The following is a 17924-nucleotide window of genomic DNA, read 5'->3' on the forward strand; positions in this document are numbered from 1 at the left end:
CCCATTCCGACAAATTTTCACAAGTAACGGAGAAAAAACATGGCAGCTAAAGATGTAATATTCGGCGACGCAGCGCGCGCCAAGATGGTTGAAGGCGTCAATATCCTCGCCAACGCAGTCAAAGTCACGCTCGGCCCTAAAGGCCGCAACGTGGTGCTGGAGCGCTCGTTCGGCGCGCCGACCGTCACCAAGGACGGTGTCTCGGTCGCCAAGGAAATCGAACTCAAAGACAAGCTCATGAACATGGGCGCGCAGATGGTCAAGGAAGTTGCTTCGAAAACCAGCGACAACGCTGGCGACGGCACCACCACCGCGACCGTGCTGGCCCAGGCGATCGTGCGCGAAGGCATGAAGTTCGTTGCCGCAGGCATGAATCCGATGGACCTCAAGCGCGGCATCGACAAGGCTGTCACGGCCACCGTCGAAGAGCTGGCCAAGATCTCCAAGCCATGCACCACGACCAAGGAAATCGCCCAGGTTGGCGCCATTTCGGCCAACTCGGACTACTCGATCGGCGAGCGTATTGCTGAAGCGATGGAAAAAGTCGGCAAGGAAGGCGTCATCACCGTTGAAGACGGCAAGTCGCTCAACGACGAACTCGACATCGTCGAAGGCATGCAGTTCGACCGCGGCTACCTGTCGCCGTACTTCATCAACAATCCGGAAAAGCAAGTCGCGATCCTGGACAACCCGTTCATCCTGCTGTGCGACAAGAAGATCTCGAACATCCGTGATCTGCTGCCGGTACTGGAGCAGGTTGCAAAAGCTGGCCGTCCGCTGCTGATCGTCGCCGAAGACATCGAAGGCGAAGCGCTGGCGACCCTGGTGGTCAACAACATCCGCGGCATCCTGAAGACTTGCGCCGTCAAGGCGCCAGGTTTCGGCGACCGTCGCAAGGCCATGCTCGAAGACATCGCTGTCCTGACCGGCGGCCAGGTCATCGCTGAAGAAGTTGGCCTGACCCTGGAAAAAGTCACGCTGGCAGAACTTGGCCAGGCCAAGCGCATTGAAGTGGGCAAGGAAAACACCATCATCATCGACGGTGCCGGCCAGCCAGAATCGATCGAAGCGCGCGTCAAGCAAGTGCGTGTGCAGATCGAAGAAGCGACGTCGGACTACGACCGCGAGAAGCTGCAGGAGCGCGTTGCCAAGCTGGCAGGCGGTGTTGCAGTGATCAAGGTTGGCGCTGCCACCGAAGTCGAAATGAAGGAAAAGAAAGCCCGCGTTGAAGATGCACTGCACGCTACCCGCGCTGCGGTTGAAGAAGGCATCGTCCCTGGCGGCGGCGTCGCGCTGCTGCGCGCACGTGCCAACATCACCGTCAAGGGCGACAATCCTGACCAGGAAGCTGGCATCAAGATCGTACTGCGCGCAATGGAAGAGCCACTGCGCATGATCGTGCAAAACGCCGGCGAAGAGCCATCGGTTGTCGTTGCTGCTGTGTTGGCTGGCACCGGTAACTTCGGTTACAACGCTGCCAACGGCACCTACGGCGACATGGTCGAAATGGGCGTTCTGGATCCAGCCAAGGTTACCCGTTCGGCACTGCAAAACGCAGCCTCGATCGCTGGCCTGATGCTGACCACCGACGCGATGGTGTGCGAGCTGGCTGAAGACAAGCAAGCTGGCGGCGGCATGGGCGGCATGGGTGGTATGGGCGGCATGGGCGGCATGGACGGCATGATGTAATTGCCGGCCGGGAAGCGCCACGGCGCTTCCCGCCAACAACAAAAATGGTCACCTCCGGGTGGCCATTTTTTTCGCGCGCTTCGCGAGACCCGAAAACTGGGTCTGACCCTAAGTTGTATGCATTCAAAAGTTGTTGACCGTTAAGAGATGGCGGTGCTGCTGTACTAACCGTGCTAGTACAGGTGAAGAGTCCACCATGAACTGTCGCGTTCCTTTGATGTTGCAAGTCGTTACGGGCGATCCGCCCGATCAATCGCCAGATCGTCGACGGCGTGCGCCGGCTGATCGCCAGCGGCGAGTTGGCCGTCGGCGCCGCCCTACCGCGCGTGCGCGGCTCGGCCCAGCAACGGGCCGTCAACCCGAATACCGTCGCCAAGTCCTACAGAACTGACGACCGAAGGCTGGCTCGACGCGCGCGCCGGCCTCGGCCTGTTCGTCGCGATCCCGCGCCAGCGCCTGTCCGACGACGCACGCTTGCGCCGTCTCGATGAAGCGGTGCAGCGCTTTACCGGCGACATCATCGGCCTCGACTATTCCTCCTCCACCGTCCTCGACCGCGTCGCCGGCGAGCTCGACCTGTGCCTGCCGAAAAAGAGCACCTGATGAACCACGTTATCGTCACCAACAACCTTAGCCTGCACTACCAGGGCAAGCGCGCTCTCGACCGCGTGACGCTGTTGGTCGAACGCGGCGGCGTGCACGCATCGTCGGCGCCAACGGCGCCGGCAAGTCCTCGCTTTTCCGGCTGCTGCTCGGCGTCCAGTCGCCAAACGCCGGCAGCGCGAGCATTCTCGGCTGCGACAGCGCGCACCTGCCGCCGGCCCTGCGCGGCCGTATCGGCTTCGTCAACGAGGAACACACGCTGCCCGGCTGGATGCGCGTCGACCAGCTGAAGCAGGAACGCGCGCTCGGCGCACCGCTGCCCGAGCAGCAATTGGCAAGCAAGATTGCGCTGCGCTACCGCGCGTCCGATGGCGCGCTGGTGCACGGCTACCTGAGCCTGCCGCCCGACAAGGACGCATCGCGTTTGCCGCTGCTGACGATGGTGCATGGCGGCCCGTGGGCGGCCTTCGACGGCGGCTACCAGACGCTGGTGCAGCTGCTGGACAACCGCGGCTTTGCCGTGTTCCAGCCGGACTTCCGCGCATCGATGGGCTACGGCGAACAGTACATCCGTGCGCCGAACGGCGAGGGCGGCAAGGACAAGATGGTCAGCATCGCCGCGGTGACCGACTACGTCGCCACCTTGCAAGGCGCAGGCAAGCCCGTCAGCCTGCCTGACCCCGTGGTACTAGAATTGCAACCCCGCATCGCTTTTGATTAAGAAATGTTGCCGAGAACCTATAGTCCGTTTAGTAGTTCCAAACCCGGGGTCAGACCACACGCTCAGAGCACTTGGTCTGACCCCGCTTGTATTAGAATTGCAGCCCCGCATCGCTTTTGGTTAAGAAATGTTGCCGAGAACCTATAGTTCGTTTAGTATGGATCGATACTATTCAGGGTGAGCCCAATGCAAAAGCGAGATGCGCCGTCAAAACGAGTACAGTTCCTGGGCCTGGCCGTTATCGTTTCCATAGGTGCGACGATCTTCGGATGCCGCGGCGACAAGCCGGCCACGCCGATAGCGCCGGCGGCTGCGGTCGCCACAACGGACGCGCATCCGCGCAGCAAGGAGCAGGCGATGGCCGCGCTGATGGCCTTGCCGGAATTGAAGGCATGGTCCAGCCAGCTCGAAAAATCGTCGGGCGGCAAGGTGCGCGGCGCGCTGATCGAATACGATGCCAGTCCGAAGCTGATCGATGGCAAGCGTTACTTCCAGTTGAGCTTCGTTGAGAACGGCGCCGATGCCGCCCACCGCTGGGAAAGTTTCCTGGTCGCAGAGAGCGGCAACGACATTCTGGTCGAGGACCCGGCAACCGACAAGACGGTAACGCTCGATCAATGGCGCAAGGACAAGCAACCGCTGGCGCGCATCAGCGCCAACTAGGCGCGCACGATTGAGAAACGTCAACGCCGCTGCCTTGCGGCGGCTTATTGTTGCCTCTGCCGCTGGCCGATAACAAACAACGCTGTCGTACGTGGAACGCGATGGCGCTGACTCCTCCCTCCGTCGGTGGCGCCACCCCCAGCTTTATTTCCCCTAGCGGTCCAGGTGCGAAATCAGCAATCTGCGCTGATCTTCGCCGTCGGGATCGCGCTGCCCGGCCTGTCCGTCGATCGAAATGCCGACCGAGACGATGTCGATCAGCAGCAGCTGCAAAATCCGCGAAATCATCGACAGGAACGTCGTGCTGTCTTCCGCATGGTCGACCGCCAGGCACACGGTCGCCTTCTTCGCCAGCGGCGAGCCGCTGCTGGTAATGGCGATGACGTCGGCGCCCGCCGCGCGCGCCGCGTCGACCGCCGCCAGCAAATCGGGCAGCCGCCCCGAATTCGAAATCGCGATCACGACGTCGCCCGCCTTCAGCAGTTCGGCCGCCAGCGTGAACAGGTGCGAGTCGCCATACGCGGCCGTCGGAATCCGGAAGCGAAAGAACTTGTGCTGGCCATCGAGCGCCACCACGCGCGAGTTCCCCATCGCGTAAAACTCCACCCGCTTGGCATGGGCCACCAGCTCGATGGCGCGGTCGAGCGAGCGCACGTCGAGCTGGTCGCGGAACTTCAGGATCGCCGACACCGTGTTGTCGATCACCTTGGCCGACAGGTCGTGCGTGCTGTCGCTGTTGCGCACCTGGCTGTGGCGCACCGGGATGGCGCCGGTCAGGCTGCTGGCAAACTTCAGCTTGAAGTCGGCCAGCCCCAAAAATCCCAGCGATCGGCAAAAGCGGATCACGGTCGGCTGGCTCACTTCGGCCAGCCGCGCGATGTCGGCGATCGGCTCGCCCAGCACAAGGCGCGGCTGCTCCAGCACCAGCTTGGCCACGCGCTGCTCGGCCGGCGTCAGTTCGTGCTGCAGGTGGCCGATGCGCTCGGTCAGCGTGTTGACGCCGCTGCGCCCGCGCAGGTGCTCCGACAAAATCGTCGCCACGCCGAAGAACGCCGGATTGTCGGCGCTGATCACGTACGTCGGAATCTGCGCCAGATAATCGGTAAAGCGCCCCTTCGCCTCGAAGCGCGCGCGAAACGGCGAGCCGGCAAACCACTCGCCCATGCGCGGCACGATGCCGCCGCCGATGAACACACCGCCGAACGCGCCCAGCGTCACCGCCAGGTTCGCCGCCGCCCCGCCCAGCATGCCGCAGAAGCATTCGAGCACTTCGAGGCACAGCGCATCGCCCTCCTCCAGCGCGCCGCTGATGATGTCGGGTGCGCTGCGTCCCGTCGCCTTCAAGCCGTTGCGTTCGGCCAGCGCGCGGTAGATGATTTCCAGGCCCGGCCCGGAAATGAGCCGTTCGTTCGACACGTGTGGCCACTCCTTCCACGCGTACTGCAGGATCGCGAATTCGCGCTCGTCGGCCGGCGCGAAGTTCACGTGGCCGCCCTCGCTGCCAAGCGTGACGAAGCCGTCGACGGTCGGAATCACGCCCGACACGCCCAGCCCCGTGCCGGGCCCCAGCACGCCGAGCACCGCGTTCGCGGCCGCCGCGCCGCCGCCGACCTGCATCAGGTCTTCCGCCTTCAGGCTTGGCAGCGCCATCGCCAGCGCAGTGAAGTCATTGACGACCAACAGCGTCTGCAGGCCAAGCTCGCGGCGCACTGCATCGGTCGAAAACTGCCAGTCGCGATTGGTCATGCGCACCTGGTCGCCGGTCACCGGATTGGCCACTGCCAGCGCCGCATGTTTGAGCGTCACGCCGGCATGGTCGGCCAGGTAGAACCGCAGCAGCGGCACAATGCCGTCGAAGTCACCGCACTTGAGCACCCGCACCGAGCCGAACACGCCCGGCGCGGTCTGCAGCGCGAAGCGCGCGTGGGTGGCGCCAATATCGGCCAGCAGGCGCGGGCCGTCGGCAAATGCGGTGCGCCCGGATTTGCTTGTGTCGGCGGCGCTGCTCATCCTTGCGCGGTGCCGAACCAGGCGCCGAACGGCGGCAGCGTCACCACGCCGGCGGCGACGTCGCCATTCAGGCCGTGGCCCGGCAGCGTCGTGGCGCCCCGCGCCTCAGGCCAGCTGAAGCTGGCCGCATTGGGACCGAGATTGAACACCGCCAGCAGCCCCGCATGGCCGGCGAGGTCGCGCCGCAACGCCAGCACCGGCTCGGGCGCGTCGAAGAAGACGATGTCGCCGCGCGTCAGTTGCGGCTGGCCGCGGCGCCATGCGATCAGGCGGCGCGCCGCATTCAGGGTCGAATCGGGATCGACTTCCTGGCGTGATGCCGCTTGCGCGATGTGGGCCGGATCGACCGGCAGCCACGCTTTGCCGGTAGTGAAGCCGGCGTTCGGTGCGTCGGCAGTCCACGGCATCGGCGTGCGGCAGCCGTCGCGGCCCTTGAACTCGGGCCAGAACGTGATGCCGTACGGGTCCTGCAGCAGCTCGTATGGCACGTCCGCTTCGGTCAGCGCCAGCTCGTCGCCCTGGTACAGGCAAGGCGTGCCCTTGAGCGAGAGCTGCATCGCCAGTACCACCTTCGCCAGCGCCGGCGACGGCTCGGCGCCGCCCCAGCGCGTCATCACGCGCACGCTGTCGTGGTTACCGACCGACCAGGAAGCCCAGCCGCCCTTGACGCGCGCTTCGAACTGCTCGACCTGGGTGCGGATGTGCCGCGCCGAGAATTCGGGCGTCAGCAAGTTGAAGCTGTACGCCAGGTGCAGCTTGTCGCCATCGGCGGTATAGTCGGCCATCACCGCCAGCGCGTCGTCGGCGCCTACTTCACCGATCGCGATGGCGCCGAATTCATCCAGCAGGGTCCTGATTTTCTTCAGGTAGTCGATATTTTCCGGGCGCGTCTTGTCGTACACGTGCGCCTGCATCCCGTACGGATTGACGTCGGTGACGGTGGCCGTGTCGCGCGTGAGCGCCGGTGGATTGCTGCGCAGTTCAAGGTCGTGGAAGTGGAAATTGCAGGCGTCCATGCGCACGCCGTCGACGCCGCGCGCCAGCCAGAAGCGCAGGTTGTCGAGGTGCGCCTGCTGCACTTCGGGATTGTGGAAGTTCATGTCCGGCTGGCTGGCCAGGAAGTTATGCAGGAAATACTGCTTTCGCCGGCTGTCCCACTGCCACGACGAGCCGCCGAACACCGACAGCCAGTTGTTGGGCGGGTTGCCGTCCGGGCGCGGATCGGCCCACACGTACCAGTCGGCCTTGGGATTGTCGCCGCTCTTGCGGCTCTCGGCAAACCACGGGTGCTCCTCCGCCGTGTGCGACAGCACCTGGTCGATCATGATCTTCAGTCCCAGGCCGTGCGCCTTGGCGATCAGCTGGTCGAAATCGGCCAGTGTGCCGAACAGCGGATCGACGTCGCAGTAGTCCGAAACGTCGTAGCCGAAGTCCTTCATCGGCGACTTGAAGAACGGCGAAATCCACACGATGTCCACGCCCAGGCCCACGATGTAATCGAGTTTGGTCGTGATACCGGACAGGTCGCCCACGCCGTCGCCGCTGGTATCGAGGAAGCTGCGCGGATAAACCTGGTAGATGATGGCTTCGCGCCACCAAAGCGAGTCGGTGAGGTTCATGGTCGTCCAAGATGATGTAGAAATTTGTACATAATATACATCAGATCAACGGTTTTTTCAATTCCGCCTGAACCACCTCCAAAAGCCATAATATCCTTAAAGATCAAGTATTTACGGCATCAATACGGCAATTTTTCTACTGATCACGGTAGTTTAACTACATCTATTTCGGCGTTTCTGTTCGGCGGCGCATTATTCAGTTGCCAGTATCGCGGCTTCAGCTTAGGATCGCGTCTAGTTAAAAAATTGAGGGGACATCAATGTCGCAGGAAGCTACGCTCGATCCGCAGGCCGCAACCAAGGAAGGCACCGGGAAAATGCCCCGGCAGATCCCCTACATCATCGCCAACGAAGGCTGCGAGCGTTTCAGCTTTTACGGCATGCGCAACATCCTCACACCATTTTTGATCAGCACCTTGCTGCTGTTCCTGCCGGAGGCCGATCGCGCCGGCGAAGCGAAGCACATCTTCCACACCTTCGTCATCGGGGTCTACTTCTTTCCGCTGCTGGGCGGCTGGATCGCCGACCGCTTCTTCGGCAAATACAATACCGTCTTCTGGATGAGCCTTGTCTACTGCGCGGGCCACGCCTGCCTGGCCGCGTTCGACGACAACCTCAATGGCTTCTATTTCGGCCTGTTCCTGATCGCGCTTGGCTCCGGCGGCATCAAGCCGCTGGTGGCCTCGTTCGTCGGCGACCAGTTCGACCAGACCAACAAGCATCGCGCCAAGCAGGTGTTCGACGCGTTCTACTGGATGATCAACTTCGGCTCATTCTTCGCGTCGCTGCTGATGCCGTACTTCCTGAAGAGCTACGGCCCTTCGGTCGCCTTCGGCATTCCCGGCATCCTGATGTTCATCGCTACCCTCATTTTCTGGCTCGGCAAGCGCAAGTACGTGCACGTGCCGCCGGCGCCGCCCAACCCGCATTCGTTCATGCGCGTCTCGCGCACCGCCCTGCTGGCGTGCAAACCCGGCAGCATCCGCTGGGGCCTGGGCATTGCCAGTGTCGGCGCCGTCGGCGCCCTGATCTCGCTGGCGATGTCGCCGTCGTGGGGCTTCGTCATCAGCGCCTGTACCGCCCTGGTGCTGGTCATCGCGTTCGGCGGCTGGGGCACGTCGATCCAGCTCGAACGCGCGCGCGGCACCCATCCTGACGAAGCGGTCGACGGCGTGCGTGCCGTGCTGCGCATCCTCATCGTGTTCGCCCTGGTGACGCCCTTCTGGTCGCTGTTCGACCAGAAGGCCTCGACCTGGATCGTGCAGGCCAACTCGATGGTGCAACCGACCTTCAACTTCTTCGGCAACGACTTCAAGTTCCTGCCGGCGCAGATGCAGGCACTGAACCCGCTGCTGGTGATGATCCTGATCCCGTTTAACAACCTGGTGCTGTTCCCGGCGATTGCCCGCATGGGCATCGAGGTCACCGCCCTGCGCCGCATGACCGCCGGCATCGTTTTCACGGCGCTGGCGTGGGTTGTCATCGGCATGATCCAGAGCCAGATGGACGGCGGCACGCCGACGTCGATGATGTGGCAGATCCTGCCATACGCGATCCTGACGATGGGCGAAGTGCTGGTATCGGCCACCGGTCTTGAATTTGCCTACAGCCAGGCGCCGCCTTCGATGAAGGGCACCATCATGTCGCTGTGGTACCTGGCCGTCACGGTCGGCAGTCTGTGGGTCCTGATCGTCAACAAGAGCGTCAGGAACGACGCGGTACTTGGCTACATCAGCGAGAGCGGCATCGGCGTGATCGCCTTCCAGATGTACTTCTTCGCCGCGTTCGCACTGGTCGCCGCCATCATCTTCGGCTGGTATGCGACGCGCTACCGCATGACCAACAACTATCGGGTCTGACATGGTCAATCGCGCGCGCCGGGTCCGCGTCGTCATCGCGGGCTGCGGCGCGCTGCTGTGCGCCGCAGCCGCTGCTGCCGACATGCCGCTGGCGGCATGCGACGCCAGTTCGCACCAGACCATCCTGCATGCCTCCGGCGAACGCTTCGAGGCGCGCGCCGTGTGGCTCGACCGCCGCCTTGCCAAGTGGCCGGGCAGCGATGCCGCCGGCATCTTCAAGCTGTACTTTTCCCCCATCGGATCGATCGACGCAAAGCCCGGCGCCGTCGTCACCGGCGCTGACGGCGCACTGACGCTCGACGTTGCCACCGATGCCGTGCCCGCGCGCTTTCAGTATGTCGCTGCCGGCGCCATCGTCGCGGTCAGGGCCGCCGACCTTCCCCGCCTGCCCGCACTGCACCGCCAGCAGCTGATACTGGTGCGCGAAGGCGCCGACGGCAAGGTGCTCGCAGCCACCCGCGTCCAGTCGGCCGGCGCGCTCGACGACCTGTTCGCCGTGGCCGGCGAGGCTCAACTCGGGGTCAGCGTCGGCAAACGCCGCACCGCCTTTACACTGTGGGCGCCGACCGCTCAGCGAGTAGCCGTCTGCACCTACGACAGCGGCAGTTCACGCGCCGCTGCCATCGCGCCGATGCAGCGCGACCCGCGATCGGGCACCTGGAGCGCCGCGGCGCAAGCCGACCTGTCCGGCAAGTACTACACCTACCTGGTCGACGTCGCGGTCGACGGCGCCGGCATCGTGCGCAACCTGGTCACCGATCCATATTCCATCAGCCTCACCACCGATTCCAAGCGCAGCTACATCGCCGACCTTGATTCGCCGGCGCTCAAGCCGCGCGGGTGGAACCGAAGCGCGGCGCCGAACGCCGTCAAGGCGCAGACCGACATGGTGGTGTACGAACTGCACGTGCGCGACTTCTCCATCAACGACGCCACCGTCAGCGCGCCAAGCCGCGGCAAGTACGGCGCCTTCGGCGAAGCCGGCTCGAACGGCATGCGTCACCTCGCCGCACTGGCGCGCGCCGGCCTGACCGACATCCACCTGCTACCGATCTACGACATCGGCAGTGTGCCGGAAGCGGGCTGCCGCGCAGAGTCCGTGGCCGGCAAGCCGGATGGCGAAGAGCAGCAGGCGCTGGTCACGCGCAATGCCGATACCGACTGCTTCAACTGGGGCTACGATCCCTTCCACTACAATGCGCCGGAAGGCAGCTACGCCAGCGACCCGCATGACGGCGCCCGCCGCATCGTCGAAACGCGCGAGATGGTGATGAACCTGCACCGCATCGGCCTGCGTGTCGGCATGGACGTCGTCTACAACCATACCTTCCGCTCCGGCCAGGACGAGAAGTCGGTACTCGACCGAATCGTGCCCGGCTACTACCATCGGCTCAACGAAGCCGGCGTGGTCGAGCGCTCCACCTGCTGCGACAACACCGCCACCGAAAACCGCATGATGGGCAAGCTGATGATCGATTCGGCGGTGCTGTGGGCGAAGCACTACGGCATCGATTCGTTCCGCTTCGACCTGATGGGCCACCAGCCGCGCGCCGTGATGGAACAACTGCAGCGCCAGGTCGACCGCGCAGCCGGCCGCCACGTCCAGCTGATCGGGGAAGGCTGGAACTTTGGCGAAGTGGCCGATGGCAAGCGCTTCGTGCAGGCTTCGCAGCTGTCGCTGAACGGGACCGGCATCGGCACCTTCAGCGACCGTGCGCGCGATGCCGTGCGCGGCGGCGCGGCGGGCGACGCGGGCGACAAGCTGTTCGAGCTGCAGGGCTACATCAACGGGTTGGTGTTCGACCCGAATGCGCTGGCCGGCACGCGGCCGATGTCGGACCTGCTGCAGGCGGCCGACATGGTCAGGGTCGGCCTGGCCGGCTCGGTGCGCAGCTATCGGCTGCAAACGCACCACGGCGCCACCAGGTTATTGAAGGATATCGACTACAACGGGCAAAGCGCCGGCTACGCCAGCGAACCGGCCGAAGCGGTCAACTACATCGAGAACCACGACAACCAGACGCTGTACGACATCAACGTCTTCAAGCTGCCGCTGGCGACCTCCGCCGCCGACCGCGCGCGGGTGCAGATGCTCGGCGCGGCGATCAACGCCTTCAGCCAGGGCGTGGCCTACTTCCACGCCGGCGTCGATACGCTGCGCTCGAAATCGCTCGACCGCAACAGCTTCAATTCAGGGGACTGGTTCAACCGCATCGACTGGAGCTACCAGGACAACTACTTCGGCACCGGCGCGCCGCCGGCCGGCGACAACGGCGCCGACTACGCGTGGATTTTGCCGCTGCTGGCCAATCCCGCGCTCAAGCCGCTGCCCGCGGACATCGCCTTTGCGCGCGACGTCTTCCGCGACCTGCTCGCCATCCGCTCCAGCTCGTCGCTGTTCCGGCTGCGCAGCGCCGCCGACATCGAACAGCGCCTGCGCTTTTACAACACCGGGCCTGGCCAGGTGCCGACCGTGATCGCCGCCCACCTCGACGGCAAAGGCTATCCGGGCGCGGCGTTCGGCGATGTCTGCTACTTCATCAACGTCGACAAAGTCGCCCACACGATCGCCATCGATGCGCAGAAGGCAAAGCGCTACCGCCTGCATCCGGCACACCGCGCCGACCCGCGCGCCAGGTCCGCCATGTATGACAGCGCCACGGGCGTATTCAGCATCCCGGCGCGCACTGCGGTGGTGTTCGTCCAGTAGCTACAGGTCCAGGTGCGAAATCATCAGGCGCCGCGCGTCGGGCTCGCCCTCTTCCGGCGCGGCGAGCGAGATCCCGACCGACATGATGTCGATCAGCAGCAGCTGCAGGATACGCGAGATCATCGACAGGAACGTGGTGCTGTCCTCGCTGTGATCGACCGCCAGGCAGATACTGGCCTTTTTCGCCAGCGCCGATTTGCTGCTGGTGATGGCGATGACGTCGGCGCCGGCCGCGCGCGCGGTGTCGACCGCCGCCAGCAGCTCCGGCAGCTCGCCCGATGTCGAGATGGCGATGACGACGTCGCCCGGCTTGAGCAGTTCGGCGGCAAGCGTGAACAAGTGCGAGTCGCCATACGCCGACGTCGGAATGCGGAAGCGGAAGAACTTGTGCTGCCCGTCCAGCGCCACAACGCGCGAATTGCCCATCGCGTAAAACTCGACCCGGTTCGCCGCGCGCAGCAACTGGGTCGCGCGGTCGATCGACACGACATCGAGTTGGTCGCGGAACCTGAGGATCGCCGACACGGTGTTGTCGATCACCTTCGCCGACAGGTCGTGGGTGCTGTCGGAGACGCGCACCTGGCTGTGGCGCACCGGGATCGTGCCGGTCAGGCTGCTGGCGAACTTGAGCTTGAAGTCGGCCAGGCCAAGAAAACCGAGCGAGCGGCAAAAGCGGATCACGGTCGGCTGGCTCACTTCGGCCAGCCGCGCGATTTCGGCGATCGGCTCGCCGAGCACCTTGCGCGGATGCTCCAGCACCAGCGTGGCGACGCGCTGCTCGGCCGGCGACAGCTCGTGCTGCAGGTGCTGCACCCGCTCCATCAACGTGTTGGCGCCGCTGCGACCGCGCAGGTGTTCGGACAGGATAGTGGCCACGCCGTAGAACGCCGGGTTCGGCGTCATGATGACGTAGGTCGGAATCTGCGCCAGGTAGGCGGTGAAGCGCCCCTTCGCCTCGAAACGCGCGCGAAACGGCGACGTCGCGAACCACTCGGCCATGCGCGGCACGATGCCGCCGCCAATGAACACGCCGCCGAAAGCGCCCAGCGTTACCGCAAGGTTCGCGGCGGCGCCGCCCAGCATGCCGCTGAAGCACTCGAGTACTTCCAGGCACAGCGCGTCGCACTCGTCGAGCGCACCGGCGATGATGTCGGGCGAACTGCGCCCGGCCGTCGCCACGCCGTTGCGCTCGGCCAGCGCGCGGTAGATGATCTCCATGCCGGGCCCGGAGATGAGGCGCTCGTTCGATACGTGCGGCCACTCCTTCCAGGCAAACTGCAGGATCGCGAACTCGCGCTCGTCGGCCGGCGCAAAGTTGACGTGACCGCCCTCGCTGCCGAGCGTGACGAAACCGTCGAGCGTCGGGATGACGCCTGACACGCCAAGCCCGGTGCCAGGACCCAGCACGCCGATCACCGCGTTCGCCGCCGCCGCGCCGCCGCCAACCTGCATCACGTCCTGGCCAGACAAGCCAGGCAGCGACATCGCCAGCGCGGTGAAGTCGTTGACGATCAGCAGCGTGTTCAGGCCCAGTTCGCGCCGCACTTCATCGGTCGAAAACTGCCAGTCACGATTGGTCATGCGGATCATGTCGCCGCTGATCGGGTTCGCCAGCGCGAACGCGCCGTGGTTGATGCGCGTACCCGCATGATCGGCCAGGTAGCAATGCAGTAGCGGTACGATGCCGGTGAAGTCGTCGCACTTGAGCACGCGCACCGCCCGCAGCACGCCAGGCGCCGTCTCGAGCGCGAAGCGCGCATGCGTGGCGCCGATGTCGGCCAGCAGGCGCGGCCCGTCCGCATAAGCGGTACGGCTGTATTTCTGTTCGGAGTCGAGGTCTTTGGTCATCAAGGTCGGTAACGTCAGGTCTGAAGCATCATCGGATCGCGGCTAGCATACCCTATTGGCTGAAATACATCAAAAATGAATGAAACGTATAGGTTGCATTTAGTAACCGATGTGTTACATTGCTTCCTATTCGATGCTCACCCAGGAGAGATGCACAATGACGCCTAACATGTTGAGCGAAACCGATGAACTAGTGCGCTACTCGCAGCGCAGCTTATGGCTTGCCCTGGTCGTGGTGGTGGTGCTGGGCGTGCCGGGCGCCGTTTCGCTTGGCTTCCCGGACAGCGAAACCGGCGCCTTCCTCAGGCGGTTCGCCAGCGCGCTTCCGATCGGGATCATCATTGCCGTCGCATACTTGCGCTCCTGGGCCAGTCGCGCGCGCCTGAATCCATCGGGATCGGCGATGCAGGCGATCCAGAACGACGAACTGCGCGCCGACAGCATGAACCGTGCCTTTCGCAATGCCTTCGTCGGCGTGATGGTGCTGCAGCCAGTACTGGCAATCTGGCTGACGCGAATCGCCATGGCCGATCCGCTGGCGTTCGCGGCCTGCGTGACCGTGCTGTCCGGAGCGGTACTGCTGTTGGCCAGCATCCTCTATTACGACCGCTAATCCGCCCGATGGATGAAACGCTCGTCACCAACATGAAGCTGCTGCGCGCGCAGCGCGACCTGACGCAGGCGCAGCTGGCAGACCTTAGTGGCATCACCCGCAAATCGATCAACGCGATTGAATCGGGACGCATGGTGCCGTCGACGGTCCTTGCGCTCAAACTGGCGCGCGCGCTCGGCGTGAAGGTCGAAGATATTTTCAGGCTCGATGCCGGATCGCCGAACTAACAGGCTTCAATCGTGGTCTGACACATAGTGTCAGACTTCTTCAAGCGGCTAGTGCGAAATGAGGACGATGGCGTTTTGCGCCGGGAATTGCACCACGCCGCCGGCGACTACCGCGCTGGTGCCGGAATAGGCATCGCGCACCGTCTGGCCATCGCCGAATACACCACGCACCGGAATGCTGGCCGGCTTGTCCGTCGCCAGGCCCAGCGCCACCACCACCTTGTCGCTCACGCCGTGCTTGTCATAGGTGCGCTTGAAGACGTAAGGCGAATGCTGGATCATCTGGTGCACGCCGGCGCCAACTGCCAGGTGCGCGCGTCGGAACTGTCCCAGCTTGGCCCAGTGGTCGCGCACGTCGGCCACGCGGTAGTTTGCGCGCTGCGCGTTTTTGGCCAGGTCCTCCCAATTCATGAAGCTGCGCAGTTTGGCGTCGCCCTCGGCGCCGTCGAAGCGCAGCAGGCGTGCCGTCTCGTCGCCGTAGTAGATCTGCGCGGCGCCGGGAGCGAGCATCAACTTGGTGGCGGCCTCGAAGGGCCGCGTGCGCAGGGGATCGAACGGCGTGCCGTCGTCATGCGAGCTGACGTAATTGAGCACCGAGTAGCCGGCCAGCGGCCCGTTCAGCGCGGCCGAATAGCGGGAGAACAGCGCCTCGGCGCCCTTCTGTGCGTCTTCTTTCATGCTGAAGTTGATCAGGCTGTCGAAGCCGTTCTCGAAGAAGTCGACCATTTGGCCGCCGCCGATGTCGAACTTGCGGCCATGTCCGATCGCGTAGTTGTACACCTCGGCGGTCATGAAGAAGTTGTCGTTGCCGAGCCGCTTGGCGGGATTGGCGCGCTTCCACTCTTCGTGGGCGGCGCCGGCGACCTGCTTGAGCTCCTTCCAGATGCCGGCCTCGGTGTGCTTGGCGGTGTCGGCGCGAAAGCCGTCGAAGCCGTACTTGCGCACCCAGTCGGCGTGCCACTTGATCAGGTAATAGCGCGGCGCGCGCGGGTAACCGGTGCGCTTGAAAAAGTCGTCGAGCTCCCTGACTTCGCGCTGGTAGCGCCCTTCGGCCTTCCACTTCGCCGCCAGCGCCGGCGGCAGCTTGACCGCGGCGTTGCTGCCGGTGCGGATATCGGGCAGGTTGGCCACCAGCGTGCAGTCGATGGTGGTGGCCGCGTCCTTGAAGGTGCAGGTGGGGCCGGTGCGCACCCAGTCGGCTGGCCACACCGGGTCTTCGCTGGTCACCGGTCCAGTATGGTTCATCACGACGTCGAGCAGCACGCGAATGCCGTTGGCGTGCGCAGTGTCGACCAGTTCGCGCATGTCGGCCTCGGTGCCGAGGCTGGCGTCGATGCTGGTGAAGTCCCTGGCCCAGTAGCCATGAAAGCCGTACGACTTGCCGGTGCCTTCGTCGGTGCCGGCGTGGATCTGCTCGACGGGCGGGGTGATCCAGATAGCGTCGACGCCCAGGTCGCGGAAGTACCCTTCCCTGATCTTGGCGCTGACGCCGGCCAGGTCGCCGCCCATGAAGCCGCGCAGCGGCGCCGCGTCGTCCTTGCGTCCGTAGGCATGATCGTTTGCCGGGTTGCCGTTGTTGAAGCGGTCCGTCATCAGGAAATAGATGGTGGCGTTACTCCACGAGAACGGCTGCTTTGCCAGCGCCGGAGTGGCGGCTGCACCAACGCCGAGGGCGACTGCTACGGCAAGGACGGATAATTTCATGCGTTAGGACTCTTTCAAGTGACGATAGTGGGATGATCGCGCCCGGTGCGCGGCTTAAGTTGCGACAGGTTGGCGGCAATGGCGGCAAGGCCCGCGAGCGCCTGCTGTGGATCGATAGCGTGGCGTGCCTGGTCGGCTTCGTATTTTTCCAGGTACAGGCGGATGGTCGCGCCCTCGGTGCCGGTGCCGGACAGGCGGAACACGATGCGCGAGCCGTCCGTCATGACGATGCGCACGCCCTGCTTGCTGGTCACCGACAGGTCGACCGGGTCGGTGTAGACAAAATCGTCGGCCAGCGCGACGGTGAAGCCATCGAGCTGCTGGCCGGCCAATTGACCGAGCTGGCTTCGCAGGTGCGCCATCATGCCTTCCGCCGCTTGGGCGTCGACTGCCTCGTAGTCGTGGCGCGAATAGTAATTGCGGCCGAACGTGGCCCAGTGCTCGCGCACGAGCGTGGCGGCCGGCTTGCCGCTGGCGGCGAGCAGGTTGAGCCAGAACAGCACCGCCCACAGGCCGTCCTTTTCGCGGATATGGCTCGACCCGGTGCCGTAACTCTCTTCGCCACACAGCGTGACCATGCCGGCGTCGAGCAGGTTGCCGAAGTACTTCCAGCCGGTCGGCGTCTCGTAGCACGGTATGCCGAGCGATTCGGCGACGCGGTCGGCCGCGGTGGAGGTGGGCATCGAGCGCGCGATGCCGGCCAGGCCGGCGCGGTAGCCTGGGGCCACTTGTGCGTTGGCGGCGATGATGGCCAGGCTGTCGGACGGCGTCACCGCCAGGCCGCGCGCGACGATCATGTTGCGGTCGGCGTCGCCGTCGGAGGCGGCGCCGAAGTCGGGCGCGGCGGCGCCGAACATCTCGGCGATCAGTTCTGCCGCATTGACCGGATTGGGATCCGGATGGTGGCCGCCGAAGTCTTCCAGCGGCGTGCCGTTGATGACGGTGCCGGCCGGCGCGCCCAGCGTGCCTTCCAGGATGGCGTGCGCATACGGGCCGCATACCGCGTGCATGGCGTCGAAGCGCATCGTGAAGCCGCCGGCGAACAGCGCCTTGACGGCGGCGAAATCGAACAGACTTGCCATCAGCTCGGCGTAGTCCGATACCGGGTCGATGACTTCGACGTCCATCTGTTCGATGCGCGACACGCCGACCTGATCAAGGTCGGGCACGGCGGCGTCGCTGATGCGGTACAGCGCGTTGGTTTGGGTGTACAGGTAGAGCGCTTCGGTGATTTTTTCCGGTGCCGGTCCGCCGTTGCCGACGTTGTACTTGATGCCGAAGTCGCCATCCGGGCCGCCTGGATTGTGGCTGGCCGACAGCACGATGCCGCCGAACGCGGCGTGCTTGCGGATCACGCAGCTGACCGCCGGCGTGGACAGGATGCCGCCCTGCCCGACCAGCACGCGGCCAACGCCATGCGCGGCCGCCATCTGCAGGATCACGCCGACGGCGGTGCGGTTGAAATAGCGGCCATCGCCGCCGAGCACCAGGGTCTGGCCGCGGCAGTCGCCGATGGTATGGAAAATCGCCTCGACGAAGTTTTCCAAGTAGCCGGGCTGAAGAAATTCGCTGACTTTCTTGCGCAGGCCCGACGTGCCGGGGCGCTGCCCGGCGTATGGCGTGCTTGCTACCGAGTGTATTGTCATTCGCAGCTCCTG

General features: G+C 64.5%; 13 protein-coding genes and 1 pseudogene. 9 read left to right on the forward strand and 5 right to left on the reverse strand.

What is annotated here, in order from left to right:
- Positions 1 to 39: 39 nt before the first annotated feature.
- From groL to ACP7DD_RS06340, 5 genes and pseudogenes are all read left to right on the forward strand, one after another.
- Positions 40 to 1689, forward strand: a complete 1650-nt coding sequence (gene groL, locus ACP7DD_RS06320; protein ID WP_426173859.1) for a chaperonin GroEL — start codon at positions 40 to 42, stop codon at positions 1687 to 1689.
- A gap of 474 nt (positions 1690 to 2163) precedes the next feature.
- The gene (locus tag ACP7DD_RS06325; protein WP_426173860.1) at positions 2164 to 2292 is read left to right on the forward strand and encodes a hypothetical protein; all 129 of its coding nucleotides are present in this window, start codon (positions 2164 to 2166) and stop codon (positions 2290 to 2292) included.
- Between the two features lie 145 nt (positions 2293 to 2437).
- Positions 2438 to 2527: pseudogene (locus ACP7DD_RS06330) on the forward strand (hypothetical protein); the annotation flags it as partial.
- A 36-nt stretch (positions 2528 to 2563) separates the two neighbouring features.
- A complete protein-coding gene (locus ACP7DD_RS06335; protein WP_426173861.1) occupies positions 2564 to 3013 on the forward strand; it encodes an alpha/beta hydrolase family protein in 450 nt (149 codons plus the stop codon).
- A 186-nt stretch (positions 3014 to 3199) separates the two neighbouring features.
- Entirely contained in the window at positions 3200 to 3676 is a 477-nt protein-coding gene (locus ACP7DD_RS06340) for a hypothetical protein (RefSeq protein WP_426173862.1), read from the forward strand.
- 153 nt (positions 3677 to 3829) lie between these two features.
- On the opposite strand, the gene ACP7DD_RS06345 is transcribed toward ACP7DD_RS06340, so the two are convergent.
- Positions 3830 to 5686: a glucokinase gene (locus ACP7DD_RS06345; protein WP_426173863.1), complete on the reverse strand. Its 1857-nt coding sequence runs from the start codon at positions 5684 to 5686 to the stop codon at positions 3830 to 3832.
- Positions 5683 to 7305 carry an alpha-amylase family glycosyl hydrolase gene (locus ACP7DD_RS06350; RefSeq protein WP_426173864.1) on the reverse strand — a complete coding sequence of 541 codons (1623 nt, stop codon included), beginning with the start codon at positions 7303 to 7305 and terminating at the stop codon, positions 5683 to 5685. The genes ACP7DD_RS06345 and ACP7DD_RS06350 overlap by 4 nt, the downstream gene beginning before the upstream one ends.
- 317 nt (positions 7306 to 7622) lie before the next feature.
- Between ACP7DD_RS06350 and ACP7DD_RS06355 the strand changes: the two genes are divergently transcribed.
- Together ACP7DD_RS06355 and ACP7DD_RS06360 are read left to right on the forward strand one after the other, a co-directional pair.
- Entirely contained in the window at positions 7623 to 9164 is a 1542-nt protein-coding gene (locus ACP7DD_RS06355; RefSeq protein WP_426174028.1) for an oligopeptide:H+ symporter, read from the forward strand.
- 1 nt (position 9165) lies between these two features.
- A complete protein-coding gene (locus tag ACP7DD_RS06360; RefSeq protein WP_426173865.1) occupies positions 9166 to 11874 on the forward strand; it encodes an alpha-1,6-glucosidase domain-containing protein in 2709 nt (902 codons plus the stop codon).
- On the opposite strand, the gene ACP7DD_RS06365 is transcribed toward ACP7DD_RS06360, so the two are convergent.
- Positions 11875 to 13722: a glucokinase gene (locus tag ACP7DD_RS06365; RefSeq protein WP_426174029.1), complete on the reverse strand. Its 1848-nt coding sequence runs from the start codon at positions 13720 to 13722 to the stop codon at positions 11875 to 11877.
- A gap of 157 nt (positions 13723 to 13879) precedes the next feature.
- On the opposite strand from ACP7DD_RS06365, the gene ACP7DD_RS06370 reads away from it, so the two are divergent.
- Together ACP7DD_RS06370 and ACP7DD_RS06375 are read left to right on the forward strand one after the other, a co-directional pair.
- Complete coding sequence (locus ACP7DD_RS06370) at positions 13880 to 14335, forward strand: hypothetical protein (protein WP_426173866.1); 456 nt, start codon at positions 13880 to 13882, stop codon at positions 14333 to 14335.
- An 8-nt stretch (positions 14336 to 14343) separates the two neighbouring features.
- Positions 14344 to 14562, forward strand: coding sequence for a helix-turn-helix transcriptional regulator (locus ACP7DD_RS06375; RefSeq protein WP_426173867.1), 219 nt, complete (start codon positions 14344 to 14346; stop codon positions 14560 to 14562).
- Positions 14563 to 14610: 48 nt separating this feature from the next.
- Here the strand turns inward: ACP7DD_RS06375 and ACP7DD_RS06380 are convergent, their stop codons facing one another.
- Together ACP7DD_RS06380 and ACP7DD_RS06385 are read right to left on the reverse strand one after the other, a co-directional pair.
- The gene (locus tag ACP7DD_RS06380) at positions 14611 to 16266 is read right to left on the reverse strand and encodes an alpha-amylase family glycosyl hydrolase (protein WP_426173868.1); all 1656 of its coding nucleotides are present in this window, start codon (positions 16264 to 16266) and stop codon (positions 14611 to 14613) included.
- Between the two features lie 14 nt (positions 16267 to 16280).
- Complete coding sequence (locus tag ACP7DD_RS06385) at positions 16281 to 17912, reverse strand: alpha-D-glucose phosphate-specific phosphoglucomutase (protein WP_426173869.1); 1632 nt, start codon at positions 17910 to 17912, stop codon at positions 16281 to 16283.
- Between the last annotated feature and the right edge of the window lie 12 nt (positions 17913 to 17924).

Source organism: Massilia sp. TWR1-2-2 (genome assembly GCF_049897565.1).
In the GTDB taxonomy this organism is placed as follows: Bacteria; Pseudomonadota; Gammaproteobacteria; order Burkholderiales; family Burkholderiaceae_D; genus JAFCUW01.

What these genes read in the sequence shown, in the direction of transcription:
- groL (WP_426173859.1), top strand. Translation starts at nt 40, where the DNA reads ATGGCAGCTAAAGATGTAATATTCGGCGACGCAGCGCGCGCCAAGATG.
- ACP7DD_RS06335 (WP_426173861.1), top strand. Translation starts at nt 2,564, where the DNA reads ATGCGCGTCGACCAGCTGAAGCAGGAACGCGCGCTCGGCGCACCGCTG.
- ACP7DD_RS06340 (WP_426173862.1), top strand. Translation starts at nt 3,200, where the DNA reads ATGCAAAAGCGAGATGCGCCGTCAAAACGAGTACAGTTCCTGGGCCTG.
- ACP7DD_RS06345 (WP_426173863.1), bottom strand. Translation starts at nt 5,686, where the DNA reads ATGAGCAGCGCCGCCGACACAAGCAAATCCGGGCGCACCGCATTTGCC.
- ACP7DD_RS06350 (WP_426173864.1), bottom strand. Translation starts at nt 7,305, where the DNA reads ATGAACCTCACCGACTCGCTTTGGTGGCGCGAAGCCATCATCTACCAG.
- ACP7DD_RS06355 (WP_426174028.1), top strand. Translation starts at nt 7,623, where the DNA reads ATGCCCCGGCAGATCCCCTACATCATCGCCAACGAAGGCTGCGAGCGT.
- ACP7DD_RS06360 (WP_426173865.1), top strand. Translation starts at nt 9,166, where the DNA reads ATGGTCAATCGCGCGCGCCGGGTCCGCGTCGTCATCGCGGGCTGCGGC.
- ACP7DD_RS06365 (WP_426174029.1), bottom strand. Translation starts at nt 13,722, where the DNA reads ATGACCAAAGACCTCGACTCCGAACAGAAATACAGCCGTACCGCTTAT.
- ACP7DD_RS06370 (WP_426173866.1), top strand. Translation starts at nt 13,880, where the DNA reads ATGACGCCTAACATGTTGAGCGAAACCGATGAACTAGTGCGCTACTCG.
- ACP7DD_RS06375 (WP_426173867.1), top strand. Translation starts at nt 14,344, where the DNA reads ATGGATGAAACGCTCGTCACCAACATGAAGCTGCTGCGCGCGCAGCGC.
- ACP7DD_RS06380 (WP_426173868.1), bottom strand. Translation starts at nt 16,266, where the DNA reads ATGAAATTATCCGTCCTTGCCGTAGCAGTCGCCCTCGGCGTTGGTGCA.
- ACP7DD_RS06385 (WP_426173869.1), bottom strand. Translation starts at nt 17,912, where the DNA reads ATGACAATACACTCGGTAGCAAGCACGCCATACGCCGGGCAGCGCCCC.